Source organism: Mesorhizobium sp. P2_H9 (genome assembly GCF_056403215.1).
In genome coordinates this window covers 82,520-104,106 of record NZ_JBFUFX010000005.1, presented here as the reverse complement: position 1 = coordinate 104,106, position 21,587 = coordinate 82,520, and the positions used below count along the sequence as shown (strand labels likewise).

22 protein-coding genes are annotated in these 21,587 nt (G+C 63.8%); 15 read left to right on the top strand and 7 right to left on the bottom strand.

Annotated elements, in window-relative coordinates; translation table 11 throughout:
• Nucleotides 1-58 precede the first annotated feature (58 nt).
• Genes AC1DXN_RS10715 through AC1DXN_RS10695 form a run of 5 tightly spaced genes read left to right on the top strand, consistent with a single transcriptional unit; the run spans nt 59 to nt 4,021 of the window.
• Nucleotides 59-304, top strand: a complete 246-nt coding sequence (locus AC1DXN_RS10715; protein ID WP_477242702.1) for a DUF4170 domain-containing protein — start codon at nt 59-61, stop codon at nt 302-304.
• Between the two features lie 5 nt (nt 305-309).
• Complete coding sequence (locus AC1DXN_RS10710) at nt 310-1,101, top strand: lysophospholipid acyltransferase family protein (protein WP_477242703.1); 792 nt, start codon at nt 310-312, stop codon at nt 1,099-1,101.
• Entirely contained in the window at nt 1,098-2,414 is a 1,317-nt protein-coding gene (gene waaA, locus AC1DXN_RS10705) for a lipid IV(A) 3-deoxy-D-manno-octulosonic acid transferase (protein WP_477242704.1), read from the top strand. The genes AC1DXN_RS10710 and waaA overlap by 4 nt, the downstream gene beginning before the upstream one ends.
• A 1-nt stretch (nt 2,415) precedes the next feature.
• Nucleotides 2,416-3,441, top strand: coding sequence for a tetraacyldisaccharide 4'-kinase (gene lpxK / locus AC1DXN_RS10700; RefSeq protein ID WP_477273527.1), 1,026 nt, complete (start codon nt 2,416-2,418; stop codon nt 3,439-3,441).
• 55 nt (nt 3,442-3,496) lie between these two features.
• Nucleotides 3,497-4,021 (top strand): hypothetical protein, encoded by a 525-nt coding sequence (locus AC1DXN_RS10695; RefSeq protein WP_477242706.1) that lies wholly within the window; start codon nt 3,497-3,499, stop codon nt 4,019-4,021.
• Nucleotides 4,022-4,044: 23 nt separating this feature from the next.
• Here AC1DXN_RS10695 and AC1DXN_RS10690 read toward each other — a convergent pair whose 3' ends face one another.
• Nucleotides 4,045-4,278: a DUF2093 domain-containing protein gene (locus AC1DXN_RS10690; protein ID WP_477242707.1), complete on the bottom strand. Its 234-nt coding sequence runs from the start codon at nt 4,276-4,278 to the stop codon at nt 4,045-4,047.
• Nucleotides 4,279-4,393: 115 nt separating this feature from the next.
• Here AC1DXN_RS10690 and AC1DXN_RS10685 point away from each other — a divergent pair, with 115 nt between their 5' ends.
• Nucleotides 4,394-4,981: a hypothetical protein gene (locus tag AC1DXN_RS10685; protein ID WP_477273525.1), complete on the top strand. Its 588-nt coding sequence runs from the start codon at nt 4,394-4,396 to the stop codon at nt 4,979-4,981.
• Here the strand turns inward: AC1DXN_RS10685 and AC1DXN_RS10680 are convergent.
• The gene (locus AC1DXN_RS10680; RefSeq protein ID WP_477273524.1) at nt 4,978-5,904 is read right to left on the bottom strand and encodes a LysR substrate-binding domain-containing protein; all 927 of its coding nucleotides are present in this window, start codon (nt 5,902-5,904) and stop codon (nt 4,978-4,980) included. The two genes, AC1DXN_RS10685 and AC1DXN_RS10680, sit on opposite strands and share 4 nt — an antisense overlap.
• Before the next feature lie 91 nt (nt 5,905-5,995).
• Between AC1DXN_RS10680 and AC1DXN_RS10675 the strand changes: the two genes are divergently transcribed.
• Nucleotides 5,996-6,889, top strand: coding sequence for a DMT family transporter (locus AC1DXN_RS10675; RefSeq protein ID WP_477273522.1), 894 nt, complete (start codon nt 5,996-5,998; stop codon nt 6,887-6,889).
• Between the two features lie 90 nt (nt 6,890-6,979).
• On the opposite strand, the gene AC1DXN_RS10670 is transcribed toward AC1DXN_RS10675, so the two are convergent.
• The 3 genes from AC1DXN_RS10670 to AC1DXN_RS10660 form a co-directional block, all read right to left on the bottom strand.
• Nucleotides 6,980-7,333, bottom strand: a complete 354-nt coding sequence (locus AC1DXN_RS10670; protein WP_477273520.1) for a DUF1905 domain-containing protein — start codon at nt 7,331-7,333, stop codon at nt 6,980-6,982.
• On the bottom strand, nt 7,299-9,173 hold the full coding sequence (mutL, locus tag AC1DXN_RS10665) for a DNA mismatch repair endonuclease MutL (RefSeq protein WP_477273518.1): 1,875 nt from the start codon (nt 9,171-9,173) through the stop codon (nt 7,299-7,301). The genes AC1DXN_RS10670 and mutL overlap by 35 nt, the downstream gene beginning before the upstream one ends.
• A gap of 87 nt (nt 9,174-9,260) precedes the next feature.
• Nucleotides 9,261-10,163, bottom strand: coding sequence for a LysR substrate-binding domain-containing protein (locus AC1DXN_RS10660; protein WP_477273516.1), 903 nt, complete (start codon nt 10,161-10,163; stop codon nt 9,261-9,263).
• Nucleotides 10,164-10,255: 92 nt separating this feature from the next.
• Between AC1DXN_RS10660 and AC1DXN_RS10655 the strand changes: the two genes are divergently transcribed.
• From AC1DXN_RS10655 to AC1DXN_RS10635, 5 genes are all read left to right on the top strand, one after another.
• A complete protein-coding gene (locus tag AC1DXN_RS10655; protein WP_477242714.1) occupies nt 10,256-11,806 on the top strand; it encodes a trimethylamine methyltransferase family protein in 1,551 nt (516 codons plus the stop codon).
• A 45-nt stretch (nt 11,807-11,851) separates the two neighbouring features.
• Nucleotides 11,852-13,501, top strand: a complete 1,650-nt coding sequence (locus tag AC1DXN_RS10650) for an ABC transporter substrate-binding protein (protein WP_477273514.1) — start codon at nt 11,852-11,854, stop codon at nt 13,499-13,501.
• 87 nt (nt 13,502-13,588) lie between these two features.
• Entirely contained in the window at nt 13,589-15,571 is a 1,983-nt protein-coding gene (locus AC1DXN_RS10645; protein WP_477242716.1) for an oxidoreductase, read from the top strand.
• 91 nt (nt 15,572-15,662) lie between these two features.
• Nucleotides 15,663-16,142, top strand: a complete 480-nt coding sequence (locus AC1DXN_RS10640) for a DUF3828 domain-containing protein (RefSeq protein WP_477242717.1) — start codon at nt 15,663-15,665, stop codon at nt 16,140-16,142.
• A 4-nt stretch (nt 16,143-16,146) separates the two neighbouring features.
• Entirely contained in the window at nt 16,147-16,704 is a 558-nt protein-coding gene (locus AC1DXN_RS10635; RefSeq protein WP_477273512.1) for a hypothetical protein, read from the top strand.
• Between the two features lie 175 nt (nt 16,705-16,879).
• Here AC1DXN_RS10635 and queF read toward each other — a convergent pair whose 3' ends face one another.
• Nucleotides 16,880-17,341: a preQ(1) synthase gene (gene queF, locus AC1DXN_RS10630; protein ID WP_477242719.1), complete on the bottom strand. Its 462-nt coding sequence runs from the start codon at nt 17,339-17,341 to the stop codon at nt 16,880-16,882.
• Between the two features lie 137 nt (nt 17,342-17,478).
• On the opposite strand from queF, the gene AC1DXN_RS10625 reads away from it, so the two are divergent.
• Nucleotides 17,479-19,524: an oxidoreductase gene (locus AC1DXN_RS10625; protein ID WP_477273510.1), complete on the top strand. Its 2,046-nt coding sequence runs from the start codon at nt 17,479-17,481 to the stop codon at nt 19,522-19,524.
• A gap of 188 nt (nt 19,525-19,712) precedes the next feature.
• Nucleotides 19,713-20,450: a hypothetical protein gene (locus AC1DXN_RS10620; RefSeq protein WP_477273509.1), complete on the top strand. Its 738-nt coding sequence runs from the start codon at nt 19,713-19,715 to the stop codon at nt 20,448-20,450.
• A gap of 179 nt (nt 20,451-20,629) precedes the next feature.
• Here the strand turns inward: AC1DXN_RS10620 and AC1DXN_RS10615 are convergent, their stop codons facing one another.
• Nucleotides 20,630-21,037 carry a hypothetical protein gene (locus AC1DXN_RS10615; protein ID WP_477273507.1) on the bottom strand — a complete coding sequence of 136 codons (408 nt, stop codon included), beginning with the start codon at nt 21,035-21,037 and terminating at the stop codon, nt 20,630-20,632.
• 116 nt (nt 21,038-21,153) lie between these two features.
• Between AC1DXN_RS10615 and AC1DXN_RS10610 the strand changes: the two genes are divergently transcribed.
• Nucleotides 21,154-21,582, top strand: a complete 429-nt coding sequence (locus AC1DXN_RS10610) for a MarR family winged helix-turn-helix transcriptional regulator (protein WP_477242723.1) — start codon at nt 21,154-21,156, stop codon at nt 21,580-21,582.
• The last annotated feature ends 5 nt before the right edge of the window (nt 21,583-21,587 follow it).

Sequence of the window (21,587 nt, the reverse complement as noted above, 5' to 3'; positions counted from 1 at the left end):
CAAAGTCGGCGGCTTTGGTCTAGACCTGTCACAAACTCACAATATGTGAAGGACCGACATGGCCGCGGAAGACGGAAAGAAGCAGCTTTTACACCTGGTGTTCGGCGGCGAACTCAAGAAGCTGGGTGGAACCGAGTTCCGCGATCTCGATGGGCTCGACATCGTCGGTGTCTTTCCGGACTATCAATCCGCGCACACCGCGTGGAAAGCCAAGGCGCAGGCCAGCGTGGACAATGCCCACATGCGTTATTTCGTCGTTCACCTGCACCGGCTGCTCGACCCAGACAGCAAGGCTGCCGGTTGACTTCGATGGATCATGAAGCGGTCAAAGGGCCGGCCAATGAGGCCGCCCCCGCGAACCGTGGCGGCAGCCGTGCCACCAAGGCTTTCTGGCGCCGGATTCGCCAGCCGCTGGCAGAGTCGCGATTCGTCAAGAATGTCATTGTCAGCCTGCTCACCCAGTTCGTGCGACTGGTGGGCCTGACCAACCGCGTGGTCGAAGGATCGGCGCAGTTCTCGGGCGGCGCCTATGCCGAGTTCGAACCTGGCATCATCGCGCTCTGGCACGGCCAGCATTTGTTGACGCCGGCCTATTATCCCAAGCGCAAGCCGCTGGTCGCCATGGTATCGCGCAGTGCCGATGCCGAACTCAACGCGCTGATGCTGGAGAAATTCGGCATCGAGGCCGTGCGCGGTTCCGGCGGGCGCGAAAGCACCAAACATCTCGACAAGGGCGGCGCCAAGGCGCTGATTGCCCTGAAAAAGTCGCTCGCCATCGGCAAGAACGTCGCCATGATTGCTGACATTCCCCACGGCACGCCGCGCGACGCGGGGCTTGGCATCGTTCTTCTGGCGCGCCTCTCTGGCCGGCCGCTGCTGCCTGTCGCCATCACCACCAGCCGCCGCAAGGTACTGGAGAAGAGCTGGGACAAGACCACCATCAACCTGCCGTTCGGCCGCTCGTCCATCGTCATCGGCACGCCGATCTTCGTGCCCGCTGACGCCGACGATGCCGAGATGGAACGCAAGCGCCTCGAACTTACAGTCGCGCTCAACGCCGCGACCGCCGAGGCCTATCGCCTCGTGGATATCAAGCAATGAGCGTGCGCTGGGCACGTGCCTTCCTGACGGCGTACCGTTTCGCCGGTGCGGCCATCTATCCGGTGATCGGACCTTATGTTGCCTGGCGCACCTCGCAAGGCAAGGAAGACCGCAGCCGCAGCCGCGAGCGCTACGGCGTCGCCGGGCGCGCGCGTCCCGACGGACCAGTGATCTGGATCCATGCGGCCAGCGTCGGCGAGACCATCGCCGTCGTGCCGCTGGTCGAGAGCATTCTCGACTACGGCGTCAACATCGTCCTGACGACCGGGACGGTCACCTCGGCGCAGGTTGCCGACGAGCGGCTGGGCGACCGTATCATCCACCAATATGTGCCGCTCGACCTCAAGCCGGCGGTCAGCCGTTTTCTCGACCACTGGCGGCCAGACCTGGCGATCATCGCCGAATCGGAGATCTGGCCGATGACCATCTTGGAACTCGGGGCGCGGCGCGTGCCACAGGTGCTGGTCAATGGCAGGCTGTCCGACCGCTCCTTCACCTCCTGGAAGAAGCGCGCCAACATCGCCGAGGCCTTGTTCGAGAATCTCGCCCATGTCGTCGCCCAGTCCGATGTCGACGGCGAACGCTTCCGCTCGCTCGGCGCGCGGCCGGTCACCGTGTCCGGCAATCTCAAGGTCGATACCAATCCGCCGCCGGTCGATGAAAGGGTGCTGTCGACGCTGCGGCGTCAGATCGGCACCCGCCCAACCTGGGCGGCGATCTCGACCCATGACGGCGAAGAGGTGGTGGCGGCCGAAGTTCACGCCACGCTCTACAAGCGCCACCACGGTCTTTTGACGATCGTCGTCCCGCGCCATCCCGACCGCGCCGAAGCGCTTGCCGCGCAGATTACCGGGCTGGGCCTCAAGGTCGCGCGGCGCAGCAAGGGCGACAGGATCACCGCCGATACCGATATTCTGCTCGGCGATACGATCGGCGAGATGGGGCTGTATCTCAGGCTGACGGAAATCGCCTTCGTCGGCCGATCGCTGACCTCGGAGGGTGGCCAGAACCCGCTGGAACCGGCCATGCTCGACACCGCGGTGCTCGCCGGCCGCAATGTCCAGAATTTTCGCGAAGCCTATCAGCGCCTGCTCGACAGCGGCGGCGCCAAGCTGGTGCGCGACCGCGACATGTTGGCCGGCGCCGTCAATTTCCTGTTGAGCAACGAGGTCGCCCGCCACGAGATGATGGCGGCAGGCGCGGCGACCGTCGATGAGATGCGCGGCGCGCTGGCGCGCACGCTGAAGTCGCTCGAACCCTACATCCAGCCGCTGATCGTCAAGTCGCGCCTGAAGGGCGCCGACGGGCGCTAGCGTGTCCAGCGAAGCACCGCCCTTCTGGTGGGAGGAGCCGGACTGGCGTGTGTTCGCCCTGTCGCCGCTGTCCGCGGCCTATGCCCTCGTTGCCGGCCGCCGCATGCGGCAAGCAGTGCGCGAAAAGATCGACGCGCCAGTGCTTTGCGTCGGCAATTTCACCGTCGGCGGCAGCGGCAAGACGCCGGTGGCGATCGCGCTGGCCAGGCAGGCCAAACGCATGCAGCTCAATCCAGGTTTCCTGTCGCGCGGTCATGGCGGCTCCTTTGCGCAGCCGCATGTCGTCGATCCGCATCACGACACCGCCAAACATGTTGGCGACGAGCCGCTGCTTCTGGCCGAACAGGCGCCGGTGGCGGTGACGCCGAACCGTGCCGCCGGCGCCAGGCTGCTCATGGAAAAGCACGGCTGCGATTTCCTGATCATGGACGACGGCTTCCAGAGCGCCCGCATCCATATCGATTATGCGCTGGTCGTGGTCGATGCGCGTTACGGCATCGGCAATGGCCGCGTCATTCCAGGCGGGCCGCTCAGGGCAAACATCGTCGACCAGCTGGTCTTCACCAGCGGGCTGCTGAAGATGGGCGAGGGCACCGCTGCCGACACGGTCGTGCGCCAGGCGGCTCGCGCCGGCCGGGCGATCTTCGAGGCGCATACCGAGCCAAGCCGCAGGGAAAGGCTTGTCGGCCGGCGGTTTCTCGCCTTTGCCGGCATCGGCCACCCCGACAAATTCTTCGATACGATCCGCGACGCCGGGGGCGACGTGGCGCTGGCCCGGCCGTTCCCGGACCATCATTTCTATGGCGAGGACGAGCTTGCCGAACTGGCGGCGACGGCGCGCAAGGACGGCCTTGGGATCATCACCACCACCAAGGACGCCGCCCGGCTGCGCCACGGCGCATCGCCGGAGTTTCTCGACCAGCTTGACGTGCTCGAGATCGACACCGTGTTCGAGCTCGAAAACGTGCCGGAACGCATTATCGACGAGACGCTGGATGCCTGGCGCCAGCGCAAACTGAGGGGCTGATCGCGTTCCAGCAATCGATTCTGCGGCAGGAATATTCTGGCCGCCTTTCAGGACTATGATCCAGATCGGCTTTCGCGCGGGGGATGGAATGGTCAGGTTGCGGGCGCTCTTTGTCGGCTGTGTTCTTGCGGGGATCGCAAACCCATCTTCGGCGCAAACGCCCGCCATGACCGACAGCGAATTTCTGGTCTCGGTCACCGATGCGGACGGTGTCGCCCACGTCAAGCCCTCCAATGTCGTTCCGCTTATTCCTGATCGCGCCTGCTATGCATGGCGCATACAGCTGGGGCCGGGCGACAAGTTGGTATCGGCCACGGAGGTGTTCACGCTTCCCGCAGAGCCGAAGCAGTGGGGTGGCATAGACGGCGACGAGTATAGCTCCAGCAAGATATCGGGCGATCGAAAAGTCTCCGAGACAACCCTGTTCTATAAGCCGAAGGACGGATGGATCTCGCATGGCTGGTGCGTGGCCGACGGCGATCCAACTGGGCCGTATTCCATCAAGGTGCTCGTTGGCGACCGACTGATTCACGAATTTCAGTTCAGGGTCGAAAACGCGCCGGCATCCTCAGTCCCATAGCCCTGCGGGATAAAAATGCCGATCTAGCGCCGGCTGCGCAGTTCCGGATGCGTTTCGATCTCACGGCGCAGTGAGGCGGCAGCACTCACATAGGGCTCCTGCCTGGCGACGCTCCAGTATTTGAGCTCGTCCAGGGGGATGTTCTCGCCGGTTACCGCGCAGCGCACGAATGCGCCCGGGCTGGTGACCTGGAAGTCACCGTCGAGATAACGGATACGGGCTTCCTTGCCGCCGGGGCCTTCGAAGCGGTTCATCATGAGGGGACGCCAAGGTTCATGATGATTTCATCGCCACAAATTGCCGGCAAGGTCAAGCTTGACGCAATGCAGAAGCTCTATTGTCAGGCTGGAAACCACCTATTGTGGGAACAGCATGGACATTTCATCTGCCCGCCTGACCGCGTTGCTGAAGGAGGCCGTGACATCGCAGGCCGTGCCGTCGGCCAGGGCCGACCCGGTCAGGACGGCGCTGATCAAGGTACTGGTGCTACCGCCAGTGTCGGCAGGCGCGTCCCCGCAATCGGCAGCGCCGGACCCGCCGATCTTGTTGCCAGCAACCGCCGCAAAGGTGCAGCGGGCAGCCTCGGCTGAGATCATGCAGGCCTATCTGGCCTTGGCCGAGCCGGATGCTGCCAGCGATGCCGCACCGGCGACAGCTGCGGTGAGACGAGCGGACGGCGGCGAGGCGCAACGCGGCCTCGCGGTGCCGCTCGCGAGACCTGATGATGGTGGAGCCGTTCGGCCTACTGGCTTGCCATGGTTGGCATTTCTGACACCCGAGCTTTCGCCCTTGCACCGTGCCGCCATCACCGCTGCGGCAGCGAAGAGAGGGCAGGCAACCTCCCAGCCAAGCGATGCGGCAAGGCCTGAACACAGGCAGATGAGCGTCGGGCTGATGTCGCTGGCGGCTGGGCTGTTGGCCGCGGCGATAGTCGGGTTCGTCCTGCTAATACTCCGCTAGCGCTCGGCCTCGATGAACGCGTCCATCTTTTCCATGGCCAGACCGGCCTGGGCAGCAATGCGCCGCGCCAGTTCCGCGGCAGCGCTGCGCGGTCGCCCAATTGGCCGGTCGAGCCAGTAGGACACCGGGTTGAGCGCGGTGCGGTCGTCGACGGTGACGATGCGGCCCGACTTCAGTTGGTGCTCGGTCAGCGGCGGGCGTGCCAGCGCGATGCCGAGGCCGTGGGCGGCGGCATCGAGCACCAGATTGTAGTCCTCGAAGCGGCGGTCCTGCGGGCGCGGGCGGTAGTCCATGCCTTGCGCCGCGAACCAGGCGCGCCAGGCCGAGGCATCGGAATCGTTGACCAGCGGAAATTTGAGCAGCCGCGCAGGGTCGCCGCGGCCGATCTCGCGGGCAAGCTCGGGCGAGGCGACGGGGAAAACATGCTCCTCGAAAAGCTGTACCGAGACCCGGCCAGGAATGCCGCCGCGCCCGCAGCGGATCGACAGGTCGATGCCTTCGTCGGCAAGGTCGGCCTGGCGGATGTCGACGTCGAGCACGATGCGCAGCTTTGACGGGTGGTTTTCCAGTGCCGCCATGCGTGGCATCAGCCAAAGCCCGCTTACCGAGGGGATCGAGGTCAGCCGCACCACGGCGGTGCCGCGCGGCTCGACCCAGCGGTCCGAATGGCTTGATATCAGCGCAAAGGCCTCCGCCGTACGCAGATGCAGGCGGTTGCCCTCGATTGTCAGCGAAACACCGCGCGCGCCGCGATCGAACACTTTCAAGCCCAGCCAGTCCTCGAGCTTGGCAATCTGCCGGCTGACGGCGCCGTGGGTGATGTTGAGTTTCTCGGCGGCGGCCGAAAAGCTGCCTGTTCGCGCCGCTGCGTCGAAGGCGCGGAGCGTTTCGAGTGGCACCATCGTGTCTGAGCTGTGATCCATAGTCACAGGTGATCCTCGATTTGGTCGTTTGTCAACCAGCCGGAAAAGGCGTTTTCTGCATTTAGAGACGCAGGAACACGAGGACAGTGAGATGAGCGCGATGACCAGCACGTTGAATCCGACACAGCGGATGGACACCACCGCAGCCATCGCGGTGGCGCTGACCGTGGTCGGCTGGGCCTCGGCCTTTCCGGCGATCCGCGCCGGCCTCGCCGCCTTCGGGCCGCTGGAACTCGGTGCGCTGCGCTTTGCCATCGCCGCCGTGCCGGCGGCGATCTTCCTTGCGGTCAAGCGTCCGGCGCTGCCAAGGCTCGACGAATTGTGGCGCCTGGTCTTTGGCGGCGCCATCTTCGTCGCACTCTACACCGTGATGCTCAATTACGGTGAACTGACCGTCTCGGCCGGCGCTGCCGGCTTCATCATCAACGTCAGCCCGATCTTCACCGCCATCATGGCGATGGCACTGCTCGGTGAGCGTTTCTCAAGCTGGGCCTGGGCTGGCACAGTGATATCCTTCGCCGGCATCGGCGTCATAGCCGTGGCAGACGGGCAGGGCCTGCATTTCAATGTCGGTGCACTGCTCGTGCTTGGTTCGGCGCTTTGCTCGGCCGTCAACACCATCGTCCAGAAGCCGCTCTTTGCCCGTCACCACCCGCTGACCATCTCGGCCTCGAACATGATCCTTGGCGCACTCTGCCTGTCGCCCTTCCTGCCGAGCGGCTTTGCCCAGGCGGCGGTGGCCAATACGGCTGGCCTCGGCGCCGTGATCTTTCTCGGCATCGTGCCCAGCCTGATCGCCTATGCCGCCTGGGCAACCGCGCTGTCGCGCCTGCCGGCCGCACGTGCCTCGAACTTCCTCTATCTGGTTTCGCCCATGTCTGCCCTGATCGGCTTCTTCTGGCTGGGCGAGATCCCGACGCTGCTCGGCATCCTCGGCGGCGCACTGGCGCTGGGTGGTGTTATCGTGGTGAATTTGAAGCGCTAGATCAAAGGGTTGGGCGCCTATCCCGAATCAAAATGAGAGCCGCACCGGAATTTACTCTGCTCCACCTCTCTGCCGCCACGGGCGGGGTCGCTATCGTCCGCGAAGGCGTATCGTGATGACAGCGGAAATCGAATCGCCTGCCGTTAGATCGCACTGACGCCGAACGTCGTCCTTCAGGGGCAAAAGATAGCTTCCATCCTTGGGAAGTAGCGACGTGCCGAACATGACGCCGTCAATGGCCGCCTCGACAGGGATCACCCCCCAGCCATAGGTCGCCAACTTCGCCACCTTTTTGATCTCGTCGCCATGATGCTCGGGGATTGGCGCGAAGAAGTATGGCGAAGGGCCCCGCCAGTGGATCACTTCGGCTTCGAACCGGAGCTGGAGCGTCGACTCGTCGCCCACAGGCTCACCGCCGCCCGAACAGCCGTTCGATGTCGGCAAGCTTCAGCTCGATATAGGTGGGGCGGCCATGGTTGCAGGTGCCGGAACCCGGCGTCGCTTCCATCTGGCGCAGCAGCGCGTTCATCTCCTCCGCTTTCAGCAGGCGACCTGAGCGCACCGAGCCGTGGCAGGCCATGGTGGCGGCAATCTTGTCCAGCCGGCCTTTCAGCGTCTCGACCGTGTCATTGTCGGCGATCTCGTCGGCAAGGTCGCGCACCAATTGCTGGACATTGGTATCGCCCAGCATCGACGGCGTTTCGCGCACCGCCACCGCGCCAGGGCCGAAGCGCTCGATGCCGAGGCCGAAGCGGGCCAGCGTTTCCGAATGCATGGCAAGCCGCTCGGCGTCTTCTTCCGGCAGATCGACGATCTCCGGCAACAGCAGCATCTGCGACGGCACCGCGCGCGAATGCAACGCATTCTTCAAGGCTTCGTAGACCAGCCGCTCATGCGCCGCATGCTGGTCGACGATGACAAGCGAATCCCGGGTTTGGGCGACGATGTAGTTTTCATGCACCTGCGCGCGGGCGGCGCCCAGCGCCGTGCCGAGCAGCGTCTGCGCCGCTTCATCCGACCCGGCGCGCGCATCGGCGCTGGCAAGTGGGCCAGCGTCGAATGCCGGCTGGTCGCTTTCGCTGAAGCCCCCATTTCTCGGCCCTGTATGCTCGAAGCCCATGTCGAGCGGTCGCTGCGGCGAGCGCGAGGCATCGAAACCGGTGGAGCCAGACGCACGGTAGGCAGCGTCATAGCTGCGATGGCCGTTGGCCGGGCCGCCGTGCGCATAGGACGCCGCACCCGGCCGGAACGCCGCCATCATGCCGGCTGCCCCTGATGTGGCGGCACGGATGCCGGATTCGGCCAGCGCTTGCCGGATGGCGCCGACGATCAGCCCGCGCACCAGTCCGGGGTCGCGGAAACGCACATCGGCCTTGGCCGGGTGGACATTGACGTCGACGACACCGGGATCGAGCGTCAGGAACAGCACGGTCACCGCATGGCGGTCGCGCGGCAGTACATCGGCGAAGGCGCCGCGAATGGCGCCGGCGATCAGCTTGTCGCGCACCGGCCGGCCGTTGACATAGGCATATTGCTGCAGAGCGTTGGCGCGGCTGAAGGACGGGATCGAGACATGGCCGGTCAGATGCACGTCGTCACGCACGGCGTCGATGGCAATGGCATTGTCGGGAAAGTCGGTGCCCATCACCTGCGCGACGCGGCGCAATCGGCCTTCCGGGCTGTCGTCGGTCGCCGGCAGCTCCAGCGTCGAGCGGTCGGAGCCCGCCAGTGTGAAGCGCACCGCGGGAAAGGCAATCGCGATGCGCTTGATCACGTCGCTGGTCGCCGAGCTTTCGGCGCGCTCTCCCTTCATGAATTTGAGCCGCGCCGGTGTGGCGAAGAACAGGTCGCGCACCTCGACCGTGGTGCCGCGATTGGCTGCCGCCGGCTTGACGGCAGAGACGCGGCCGCCCTCGATGCCGATCTCGGCGGCGCTGTCACCTGATGCCGTGCGCGACCGGATCGACAGCCGCGACACCGAACCGATCGACGGCAGCGCCTCGCCGCGAAAGCCGAGCGAGCGGATGTCGTGGATGTTCTCGGTGAGCTTCGAGGTACAGTGGCGGGCGATCGCCAGCGCCAGTTCCGGTTCGGGAATGCCCGAGCCGTCGTCGGTGACGCGGATCAGGTTCAGCCCGCCGCCGGCGGTGACGATCTCGACACGGGAAGCCCCGGCATCCAGCGCGTTCTCGACCAGTTCCTTGACCACGCTGGCCGGACGCTCGATGACTTCGCCGGCGGCGATCTGGTTGATCATCGTTTCGGAAAGCTGGCGAATGGGCATAAGGGCACTATAGGCGGATTCGAGGCCGCTGCGGAAGCTTTCGATGCCGGCGTGCCAGCGGAGATGACAGGGGCTCCATTCACCGCCTCACGCCTGCGCAGCCAGCCAATCCCTTACCTTGCGGGCGTTGTCACTGAGTTCCCGGTTCCTCGACCAGATGATGTGAAAGCCCTTGCCGGTTCGCATCGTGTGGCCGGTGACGCGCACCAGCAGCCCCGAGGCCAAAAGCCGCTCGGCAAGGTGTCCCCAGCCGAGCGCAATGCCTTGGCCCTCCATCACCGCCTGGATCACCAGAGCATAGTCGTTGATGCGCAGGCCACGCCCGGCATCGGTGATATCGACCCCGGCGGACTGAAACCACTCGTCCCAGCTCGCTGCCTCGCGAAACGGCTCTTCGAGATGGATGAGTCGGTGTGCCGGAAGATCCTCGACGGTCTGCGGCAGCCCGAAGCGCGCCACATAGCTTGCGCCGGCAACCGGGAATATCTCCTCATCGGCCAGCGGCAGCGCATGATAGTCCGGCCATTCCCTGGGCTCACCGCCGCGAATGCCGAGCGGAATGTCCTCGGCGATGATGTCGAGGTCGCGGTCGGCGGTCTGGATGCGCAGGTCGACGCCCGGCAGCTCGTCGCGAAACTGCTGCAGGCGCGGCATCATCCAGAACGAGGCGAAAGCGGTCGACGCCGCCAGCGTCACATGCGCGCCGACAGCGATCTGGCGCAGATCCTCGGCCGACTTGCGGATGTGCGACAGGCCGAGCGAGACGTCGGCATGGAAGCGGTCACCGGCTTCGGTAAGGATGACTTGTCGATGGCGACGCTGGAAGAGTTTGGCGCCGAGCTGCTCCTCCAGCCCACGTATCGCATAGGACACCGCGGCCTGCGTCATGCCGAGCTCCCGCCCGGCGGCGGTGAAGCTCGACAGCCGCCCGGCGGCCTCGAAGACGATCAGGCTGCCGGCCGACGGCAGCAGATGGCGCAAGCTTCGCATAAGCTGAGCTTATACAAGAGATCAGGATTTTCCAACGTCACAGCTGTATTTTGTCTCGCTAAATTGACTGGCTCTGGGAGGATGGGATTTCCATGAACGCACCGGCCGTCGAAGTGACCGAACCTGCCAACCGTCGAGCGGGTGGCCGACTGGGGCGCAAGGTGCTGCGGGGAATTCCCATGGCGTCGTTTCCGACCCTGGTCCGCAAGATCCCCGTGTATCAGATGGTCCCGGATGAGGCGGTGGAACTGATCCACCAGGAGTCGCTCTCGATCCTCGAAGAGGTGGGATGCGAGTTCCGCGACGACGAGGCCATTGCACTGTGGAAGGCGGCGGGAGCCGACGTGTCGGAAACGCGTGTCCGGATCGACCGTGCGCTCCTGATGGAGCTCATATCGAAGGTCCCGTCGGAGTTTACACTCAATGCGAGAAATCCGCAGCGCACGGTGCGCGTTGGCGGCGACAACTCCATCTTCGTACCGATGTATGGCGCGCCTTACGTGCGCGACCTCGACAACAACAGGCGCTATGGCACGCTCGCCGACCTGCAGAATTTCCACAAGCTCGCCTACATGGCGCCGGCGCTCCACTCGTCGAGCTCGGTCATCTGCGAGCCGATGGAAATCGCGGTGCCCAAGCGCCATCTCCACATCATCCATTCGGCGCTGAAGCACTCCGACAAGCCGTTCATGGGCATCGTGACGTCCAAGGAACGAGCCGAGGACACGATGGCGATGGCAGGCATCGTGTTCGGCGAGGACTATGTCCGCGACAACCCGGTGCTGGTGTCGATCACCAATTGCAATTCGCCGCTGGTGTGGGATGCCACCATGCTTGACGCCATGAAGGTCTATGCGCGCAGCAACCAGCCGCTGATCCTGGCGCCATTCGCGCTGTGCGGCGCCTCGACTTCAGCCTCTGCAGTGGGAGCAGTTGCGCAGGTCAATGCCGAAGCGCTGGCGGGCGTCGCGTTCACGCAACTCCTGCGTCCGGGTTCGCCGCAGCTCTACGGACAGTTCATGGTTACGGTGGACATGAAGACCGGCGCTCCAATGGGCGGCACGCCGGAGGCGGCCCAGATGATGTATCTGATGGGGGCACTGGCGCGCAAATACCGCCTGCCATGGCGCACGTCGGGCTTCCATGTCGGGTCGAAGCTGAACGATGCCCAGGCGGGCTACGAGGCGAACATGCTGATGCATGCCGCAATCCTCTCCGGTGCCAACTACATCTGGCATTCCGCCGGTTGGCTCGAGGCCGGCTTGAGCTGCGGCTATTCGAAATTCGCGACGGACTGCGAACAGCTCGTTGGCTGGTACAAATATGCCGGCGGGCTGCCGTTCGACGACTTCAAGGAAGCGATGGCGGCGATCCGCGAGGTCGGGCCTCAGGGCCATTTCCTCGGCACACAGCATACGCTCGAACATTTCGAGTCGGCCTTCTTCATACCCTCGATCATGGACTTCAATTCATACGAACAGTGGAAGGCCGAAGGGGCCAAGGATCACGACACGCGCGGCCGCGAGAAAGCTCGCAACATGCTCGCGGATTACCAGGAGCCGAAGCTCGACGAGGGTGTCGCTGAGGGGCTGGCGGATTTCATCGCGCGGCGCGAAGAGGCGCTGCCAAATAGCGTCAGTTGACGCGACGCACGACCAACTAGCGGGAACAAAAAAAGGGAGAAAAAAATGAGGTTCTTCAGAAGCAATGGCGACCGCGTGCCTGATACCATCGAGGCAATGGCGAAAGAGGCGCGTGCAGGCCATATGGACCGCCGCGAATTCCTCGCGCTTGCCAGCGCATTCGGCGCCTCGACGGCCTTCGCCTACGGCATGATCGGCCTTGCCGCGCCGACCAAAGCCCTGGCCGATGAACCGAAAAAGGGCGGAACGCTGCGTGTCGCAATGTCGGTCAAGGCGCAGAAGGATCCGCGCACCTATGACTGGACCGAGATGGCAAACGTCACCCGTTGCTGGCTGGAGCCGCTCGTCCGCTACACGCACGAGTTCACGTTCGAGCCCGTCCTGCTCGAAAGCTGGGACGTCAATGACGACGCCACCGAATACACACTGCATCTGCGCAAAGGCATCACCTGGAACAATGGCGATGCCTTCAACGCCGATGACGTGGTCTCCAATCTGAACCGCTGGTGTGAGAAGGGTGCTTCAGGCAATTCCATGGCGGCACGCGTCGGCGCGCTGATCGACACAAAGACCGGCAAGGCCAAGGATGGCGCCATCACCAAGGTCGATGATCTCACGGTCAAGCTGAAGCTGTCCGAACCCGACGTCGCGATCATACCGGGCTTCACCGACTATCCGGCGCTGGTCGTGCATCGCGACTTCGACAAGGATGGCGCCGACCCGATCAAGAAGCCAATCGGCACCGGACCTTTCGAACTGGTGTCCTATGCGGTGGGTACGAAGGCGGTCGTCAAGCGTCGCGAGAACGGCAAGTGGTGGGGTGGCGAAACGCCGCTCGACGGTGTTGAGTTCATCGACTACGGCACCGACTTCAACGCCACGCTGAATGCCTTCGAGTCCGGCGAGATCGACCTCGATTTCGAAACGCCGGCCGACTTCATCGAAGCCCTCGACAAGATGGATCTGGTAAAGTCGGAGGTCGCGACAGCGACCACGCTCGTTGCCCGCACCAACATCACCCACAAGCCCTATGACGACCAGCGGGTCCGTAATGCGTTGCAGATGGCCGTCGACAACAATGCCGTCATGCAACTCGGCTACGCCGGGCTCGGCACGGTCGGCGAGAACCACCACGTCGCCCCGATCCATCCCGAATACTATCCGCTGCCAAAGAAGACACGCGATGCCGCCGCCGCCAAGAAGCTGATGGCGGATGCCGGGCAGGCCGACTTCGAGCATGAGCTGATCACCGTCGAGGACGAGTGGCAGAAGAACACGGGCGACGCGATCGCCGGCCAATTGCGCGATGCCGGCATCAAGGTGAAGCGCACGGTGCTGCCGGGCTCGACCTTCTGGAACGACTGGACGAAATATCCGTACTCGATGACCATCTGGTACATGCGGCCGCTGGGCGTCCAGGTGCTGGCGCTTGGCTATCGCTCGGGCGAAGCCTGGAATGAGACGGCCTATGCCAACCCGGACTTCGACGCCAAGCTGAAAGAGGCGCTGTCGCTGGCCGATCCTGCCAAGCGCAAGGAGGTGATGAAGGACGTCGAGCAGATCCTGCAGGATTCCGGCGTCATCATCCAGCCTTTCTGGCAGAAGCTCTACTGCCACATGAGCAAGAAGGTGAAGAACTACGGAATGCACCAGACCTACGAAATGGACTTCCAGAACGTCTGGCTGGACAGCTAGCTTACGACGCTGGCCGCAAGCTGCGCCGGCGCCATTTGCGGTGCCGGCGGGTCGACATACCCGCCAAGATTGAAGGGGAGTACGCGAATGTCTGGGCGGGTCTTCAAGCGACTGTTCGAGCCCGCAACATTGCGCGGCAAGACATTGCGCAACCGCATCGTTTTTGGAGCCCATACCGCAAATATGGCCGAGGATGGCCTGCCGACTGCCCGCCATGTCGGCTACTACGCCGAACGCGCGATTGGCGGAGCGGGCATGATCGTGATCGAGCCGATGCCGGTGCATCAGGCCGCGGTGCTTACACGCGGCAATTTCCGCCCCTCGGACGACAGCGTCATCCCCCATTTCCGCAAGGTGACGGATGCCATCCGCGGCAACGGTGCTGTCGCCATCCAACAACTCTACCACGTTGGCCAGCATGCCGATGCAGACAACTCGTTCCACGCCGGTTGGTCGCCGTCCGGCCTGCCGAGCTATCACGATTCAGACGGGTCGCACCGCATGTCCGAGCGCCAGATCGAAGAGACGATCGACGGTTTCGTCCAGGCGGCGCGCCGCTGCCGCGAGGCAGGTTTCGACGGCGTCGAGGTCTGGGCCGCCTATCATTCGATGCTCGATCAGTTCTGGACGCCCTGGTCGAACCGCCGCGACGACCAATGGGGCGGCAGCCTGCAAAACCGCACCCGCATGAGCCGTGAGGTGATGAGCCGCATCCGCAAGGTGTGCGGCGACGACTTCATCGTCGGTCTCGCAATCAATGACGAACCGGAAGTCGAGGTGGCGTTAAAGCGAGAAGCATTGGCCGAGATAGTCAACCTGCACGACCGTGACAATCTGATGGACTACGTCACTTGCGGAACGGGTTCGTATTTCGATTTCTACAAGATCATGCCGACCTTCCTTTATCCGGAAAAGCTTGGGACGGACCTTGCCGCCGTGTTGAAATCGACGGTGAGGCACGCGTTGATCACGGCGGAAAGCCACATCCGCACTCCGGAAAACGCCGAGAGCGTGTTGAGCGAAGGTCGCGCCGATCTTGTCTCGATCGTGCGCGGGCAGATCGCCGATCCGCATCTGGCTGCAAAGGCTGCGGGTGGCCGGCATGAGGACATTCGCGGCTGTCTGTCCTGCAATCAGATGTGCTGGGGCCGGCGCGGCCGCGACTACTGGATCAGCTGCGTGATCAATCCATCGGCGGGGCGGGAATGGGAATGGGGAGGCGATCGCTTCACCCCGGCCACCCAGCCGAAACATGTGTTTGTCGTTGGGGGTGGGCCAGCGGGTCTCGAAGCCGCGCGCGTGGCGGCCGAGCGCGGCCACCGCGTGACGCTCGCCGAGGCGTCGGACCGTCTCGGCGGACAATTCCGGCTCGCCGGCCTGCAGCCGCGCCGGGCGCAGATTCTCGACCTCATCGACTGGTACCAGCGCCAGCTTGGCCAGCTTCAGGTCGATGTGCGCTATGGCCAATATGTCGAAGCAGAGGACATAGAGCGCGAGGGCGCCGATCACGTCATCGTCGCGACCGGCGCCATGCCCCAGGACGGCGCTTTCCAAAGGGCGCTGCCGCAATGGGAAAACGTTCCGGGCGGAGGCGCGGTCTTCTCGGCCGAAGCCGTGATGTCCAGGGAGGCGAGGCCGGGCAAGCGCGTGCTGGTCCTCGACGATGGTGGCAACTGGAAAGGATGCGGCACCGCCTGGAAACTCGCGGAGGACGGTCATGATGTGACGATCGTGACGCCCGACGCCATGGTTGGCAAAGAACTTCAGCGAATGGCCGTGGATGCGCCGCTGCGCCGCGCGCTTGCAGCGCTGAAGGTCAGATTTGTGACAGAAAGCGCCGTCGTGCATTGGGATGGCAAGGTGGCCCGGATAACGTCGTTGCTCGACGGGACCGAACAGGAATGCGAAGCCGACGCATTGGTGTTCGCTGCCACCAGCATGGCGCAGGACAGTCTGTCGGTGGAGCTCGAAAAACGCGGAATCGCGCATACCGCCATCGGTGACTGTACCGCTTCCAGACAGGCGGCGTTCGCCATTCACGATGGCCGCAAGGTGGCGCTTGGTCTTTGACGCGTTGCCGGGAAGACTTCATGAGTCGCAAAAAAGCCGATATGCAGGATGTGTGGTATTGCCGCCTTGCCGCCGACTCCGGAGATCCTGCATGAAACCGATGGTGCTTGCCGCTGTCTTTTCAATTGCCTTGCCCGCCGCTGCACTTGCCGGGCCGGCTTCCAAGGCCGTGAAGTTTTTCTATGTCCCTGAAGTGAAATTCGAGGCGGACACAAAGTACCGCGACCGCTTCACCGAACCGGTGACGAAACTCTTCGATCTCAACGACCAAGCGCAGAAGAACAAGCCTGACGAGGTCGCCTGCATCGATTTCGATCCAGGCCTCGACGCACAGGACTTCGACCAGAAGACCGTGGCCAAGACGCTGAAGCTCGCCGAAGTCGTCAACGGCGACACCGCCGAAGTCACCGCAACCTTCAGCCTTTTCCCGGAAGGCGACGATTCCAAGCGCGAAATGCTGTGGTCGCTGAAGAAGGTCGACGGCAAATGGAAGGTCGCCGATATCAGCTCGAAGACCAGCAATTGGACGCTGAGCGCGCTGGAATGCATGCCCGACAAGGCACCGGAGTGATGCTATGGCCCGTTGCCGTCTTCTGGTCCTGGCGACTGTGTGCCTGCCAATAGTGAGCATAGCCACTGCTCAAGGCCTGCTCGGTGCACCCCCTGCCAATGCGCCAGGCGGTGCTTCGGAGCCGGCAACGCCACCGCTCGCGGCCCCGCCGGCCGACAGCGCGCCAGTGCCGATCCAGCCGGGATCGCCAACGGCGGTGGTCCGGCCATTTTACGATCAGGTCGGGTTGGAGATCGACCCGGCGCAGCGCAGCCACTTCGTCGACCCGGCGAAGACCGTGCTCGACAAGAGCGACGCGCTGCGCAAATCGGGGCAGGGCGAATGCCTCGACCCCAACATGGCGCTCGACAATGCGGACTACGACAAGGCCGAGATCGACAAGAGCCTGAGGACGCTTGAAGCGGTCAATGGCGACCAGGCCAAGGTCATCGTCGCCTTCGTCGTATCAGGCAATCCGCATCGGCTGGAATGGAAGTTCAAGAAGGTCGACGGCGACTGGAAGATATCGGACCTTTTGTCGGTGACCGGCGAATGGGCGCTCAGCCAGTATCAGTGCGAATGAGCTGCTGGCCGCGCCTTGGTGATCGGCAATGAAGCTTCGCGTTCTGCTCGCGATCGCGCTGGTCGGGCTCGTCGCTGCCGGTGGCGCTACGACCAGCCGCGCTATCGCGATGCGGTCCTTCCCTTCCTCGCAACAACGCTGTGCCGGATCGGTGTCGACAATGGCTGATGCTCAATCAGCCGCGCCCGCGATAGGGCGCAACACCGGTGTCGGGCAGCCAGGCGCCTTCCGGCGGCGCGCCGGTCTGCCAGAACACGTCGATCGGAATGCCGCCGCGCGGATACCAATAGCCGCCTATGCGCAACCACAAGGGCTTGGTCGCTGCCACAATGCGGCGACCAATCATGACGGTGCATTCTTCATGGAAGGCGCCATGGTTGCGAAACGAGGTCATGAACAGCTTGAGCGACTTCGATTCCACCAGAGCCGTATCGGGTGCATAGTCGATGACGATATGGGCGAAATCCGGCTGGCCGGTGACCGGGCACAGCGAGGTGAACTCCGGACAGACGAAGCGCACGATCGCCGGCGGGCCGTCGCCGCGCGCAAATGGCACGGTTTCGAGGACCGCCGTCTCGGGGCTCTTTGGCGGCTCGACGTGTGCGCCGAGCTGGGTAAGGTCTTTGGTGACAGTCATGGGCGGTGGCCTTTCGATTTTGCCGCTCAATAGCATCGGACCGAAAAGTGCGCAGCGGTTTTCGGAAAAATCCGATGCGTGAAATAGAAGCGGGAGCAGCACGCTGCTTCCGCACAATTTGAAACGACAGGAAGACGATGGCCAGCAACGATCCGCTTCTCCAGCCCTATCAGCTCAAACATCTGACGCTGAAGAACCGGGTGATGTCGACCAGCCACGAGCCGGCCTATTCCGAAGACGGCATGCCGAAAGAGCGCTACCGGCTCTACCACGCCGAAAAAGCCAAAGGCGGCATGGCGCTGACCATGACCGCCGGTTCGGCCATCGTCTCGCGCGACAGCCCGGCTGCCTTCGGCAATCTGCATGTCTATGACGACAGGATCGTGCCATGGCTCGCCGAGCTCACCGACGCCTGCCATGAGCATGACTGCAAGGTGATGATCCAGATCACCCATCTTGGCCGCCGCACCGGCTGGAACAAGGCCGACTGGCTGCCGGTTCTGTCGGCGTCGCCGGTGCGCGAGCCGGCGCATCGTGCTTTCCCGAAGACCATTGAGGATTGGGATATCGAGCGTATCGTCGCCGACTACGCTTCGGCCGCCCAGCGCTGCCAGGCGGCCGGCCTCGACGGTATCGAGTTCGAGGCCTACGGCCATCTGATGGACGGCTTCTGGTCGCCGGCCACCAACCAGCGCGACGATGATTTCGGTGGCTCGCTCGACAACCGGCTGCGCTTCACCAACATGGTGCTCGACGCGGTGCGGGCGGCGGTCGGCGACAAATTCGTCGTCGGCATCCGCATGGTCGCCGACGAGGATTTTGAGAAGGGTCTGTCGAAAGAGGAGGGTGTCGGCATCGCCAAGCGGCTGGCCGGCTCCGGCAAGGTCGATTTCCTCAACATCATTCGCGGCTCGATCGAGACCGATGCAGCACTGACCAGGGTGATCCCGGTGACCGGCATGCGCTCGTCGCCGCATCTCGATTTTGCCGGCGAGGTGAGGGCGGCGACGAAGTTCCCGACCTTCCATGCGGCGCGCATCTCCGACGTCGCCACCGCACGCCATGCCATCGCCACCGGCAAGCTCGACATGGTCGGCATGACCCGCGCCCACATCGCCGATCCGCATATCATCAAAAAGGTGATGGAAGGCCGCGAGCACGAGATCCGCCCCTGTGTCGGCGCCACCTATTGCCTCGACCGTATCTATGAGGGCGGCGAGGCGCTCTGCATCCACAATGCCGCGACCGGGCGCGAGGCCGAGATTCCGCACATCATCGTCAAGACCGAAGGACCAAAGCGCAAGGTGATCGTCGTCGGCGCCGGTGCCGGCGGGCTGGAGGCGGCGCGTGTCGCGGCCGAGCGCGGGCACCAGGTGACGGTGCTGGAAGCGTCGAGCCAGGCTGGTGGCCAGGTTCGACTGGCGACGCAGAACCCGCGCCGCAAGGAGCTGATCGGCATCATCGACTGGCGGCTGGCCGAGCTCGAGCGGCTCGGGGTCGAGATCCGCTATGACACCTGGGCCGAGAAGGACGATGTGCTGGCGCTTTCGCCCGACGTGGTGGTGGTTGCCACCGGCGGCTTGCCGCAGAACCCGCCGCTTGCGGCGGGCGACAATCTCGTCACGTCGAGCTGGGACATCATGGCCGGCAGCGTCAAGCCGGCCGAGAACGTGCTGCTCTATGACGACAATGGCGGCCATCAGGGAATGGGCGCGGCCGAGCTGATCGCCAACAGCGGCGCCAGGCTGGAACTGGTTTCGCCCGAGCGTTTCTTTGCGCCGGAAATGGGCGGCATGAACCATGTGCCCTATATGCGCGCATTCCAGGAAAAGGGCGTCACCGTCACCATCAACACAAGGCTGAGGTCGGTGCGGCGCGAGGGCAACCAACTGGTGGCGGAGCTGGCTTCCGATTTCGCCGATGGCTGGCGCGGCGAGCGACTGGTCGACCAGGTGGTGGTCGAGCACGGCACGCTGCCCCTCGATGAGCTCTATCTGGCGCTGAAGCCGCTGTCGAAGAATGCCGGCGCGGTCGACTACGAGCGGCTGGTCAATGGCGGCGACATTTTTCCGGCGCGCAATGCGCAAGGCGGTTTTATGCTTTTCCGCATCGGCGACGCGGTCGCCTCGCGCAACATTCACGCCGCGATCTATGACGGCATCAGGTTCGGCATCAGGATCTGAGTGTCCGCTCACGGGCAACACCCCGCTCGGACTGGACTTGTCCGGTCATATTTGTAACTTTCCGCGATCAGGCTGATCCAGGCGGGAAGAGCAGACACAATTCTACTGAAAGTCTGTACAGGAATCCCGACGCCGATCGCTTCCGCAGCGAGAAGTTGACGGCCAGTCAAACGAAGTCGGGGGCCGATTTGACCAAAGAAGAGCTGTTCGTGCCGCGCCAGACCAACACCGCGCTTTATATGCAGTTGCACGAGCTTGGGCACCCGGTCGCCGATATCCTCCGCGTCCAGAACGCTTACCGTGTCGGTTGCGCCATGTTCAACGGCCGCTACCGCAAGACGGGGCGGCCTTTCATCTGTCATGCGGTCGGCGCTGCGTCGGCAGTCGCGCATTTCGACAAGAGGATCGATCTGGTGCTGGCGGCGATGTTTCATGCCGCCTACGATTGCGGCCAGTTTCCAGACGGCAAATCCGGCAAGCGCAGCGATGCCCATCGCAAATGGCTGAAGCAAAAGATTGGTCCCGACGTAGAAGGTCTTGTCGCGCGCCTGGTCGACATGAATTTCGAGACGGGTGACCCCGAGCGCCTTATCACTGACGGTGTGCCGGCCGGTGACGAGGACCTCATTTTCGTGGTGCTTGCCCACGAGCTTGACGACCTGGCGGACGGCGGCTTGGCGTTTGCTCCCAAATACGGCCAGTCACTCCGATCGCGAATCGCCGCCTGCGCTGCGCTGGCCAGGCGTCTGGACCGCGAAAGCCTCGCAGCGACCACCGAAGCCTATGCCGGCAGATACGAGAACATGGCTTGGGCTGCTGCGCTCCAGGAAACCAAGCTGGAGGGCTTTCGTATCGCGCCGAATTTGCGCACATACCTGAAATTGCGCCGGGTCAATCTGCGTGGAGGTTCGGTCGAGGTGATTTAGGGCACGTTGCCAATGCCCCGTGTGAGGCGACGATCCTTTGCCGTCCGAATTGGTGGCGCGCAGCCGAACCGCCGTACGGAGAGCCATCAGGCACGTCGGTCCGGTCTGCGCGCCGCGCACGTCGCCAGCGTGGCGCCGGCAGCGTGCGATCCTGTGAGCTGCGACTGCGGCAGCGACGCTCAAAACATTCTGGCGACGGCCATGCAGAGCACCGTGATGACCAGCAGCCAGGCGGCAATGCGCTCGCCCCGTGCCATCTTCGCGCGCAGGTGGGATTCAGTCGCCGCATCCGCGCCGGCAAGCTGCCTGGTGGCGGGACGAACCAGGGCGCTTAGAACGCCGGCGGCCGCAAAGGCGGTGACGATGCCCAGCGCCAGCACCCGCTCCATCGAGCCGAAATAGGCGCCATGGAAGAAATACCAGAGCAGCGCGCCGGTCAGGAAAACCATGCCGGCCGCGCCCAATTGCGGTTGGATGAAGCGCTCAGCCCTTATGTCTGGGTCGCGGGCCAGTGTGATGGTCGTGCCGGCCCAGAACACGCCGGCCATGACATGAAGACCGAGAACGACGATAGTGACATATTGCATGATCGCATTCCTCTTTTGCCTGCTGCAGATCACAAGCTTAGATATCGAATGATTCGATGTCAATGTTTTTGACCGAGCCAGTTCCATCCGCATATCCATTGCTCTAGTGTCTGCTCATGACACCCTTTGACCGCCCGCCAGTCGGCATGAATCTCGGCCGCACCGCCAAACTTGTCGCTCAGGCCTTCGACGCTGCTTTGGTCGAGGCCGGCGGCACGCTGCCGGTCTGGCTCACTCTGCTTTCGGTCAAGTCCCGGGAACTGGCCAACCAGCGCGAGTTGGCCGGCATGATCGGCATCCAGGGCGCGACGCTGACCCACCATCTCAACGCCATGGAGACGCAGGGCCTGCTGACGCGGCGCCGCGATCCGGAGAACCGCCGTGTTCATCTGGTCGAGCTGACTACAGCCGGAGAGGCGATGTTCCTCAAACTACGCGCGGCAGCACTTGTCTTCGACAAGCGGCTGCGGACGGGATTGCCGGAGGAGAGGCTGGCTGAGTTTGCCGAGGTGCTGGCGGCGCTGCGGGCGAATGTGGAACGCTAGCGCCG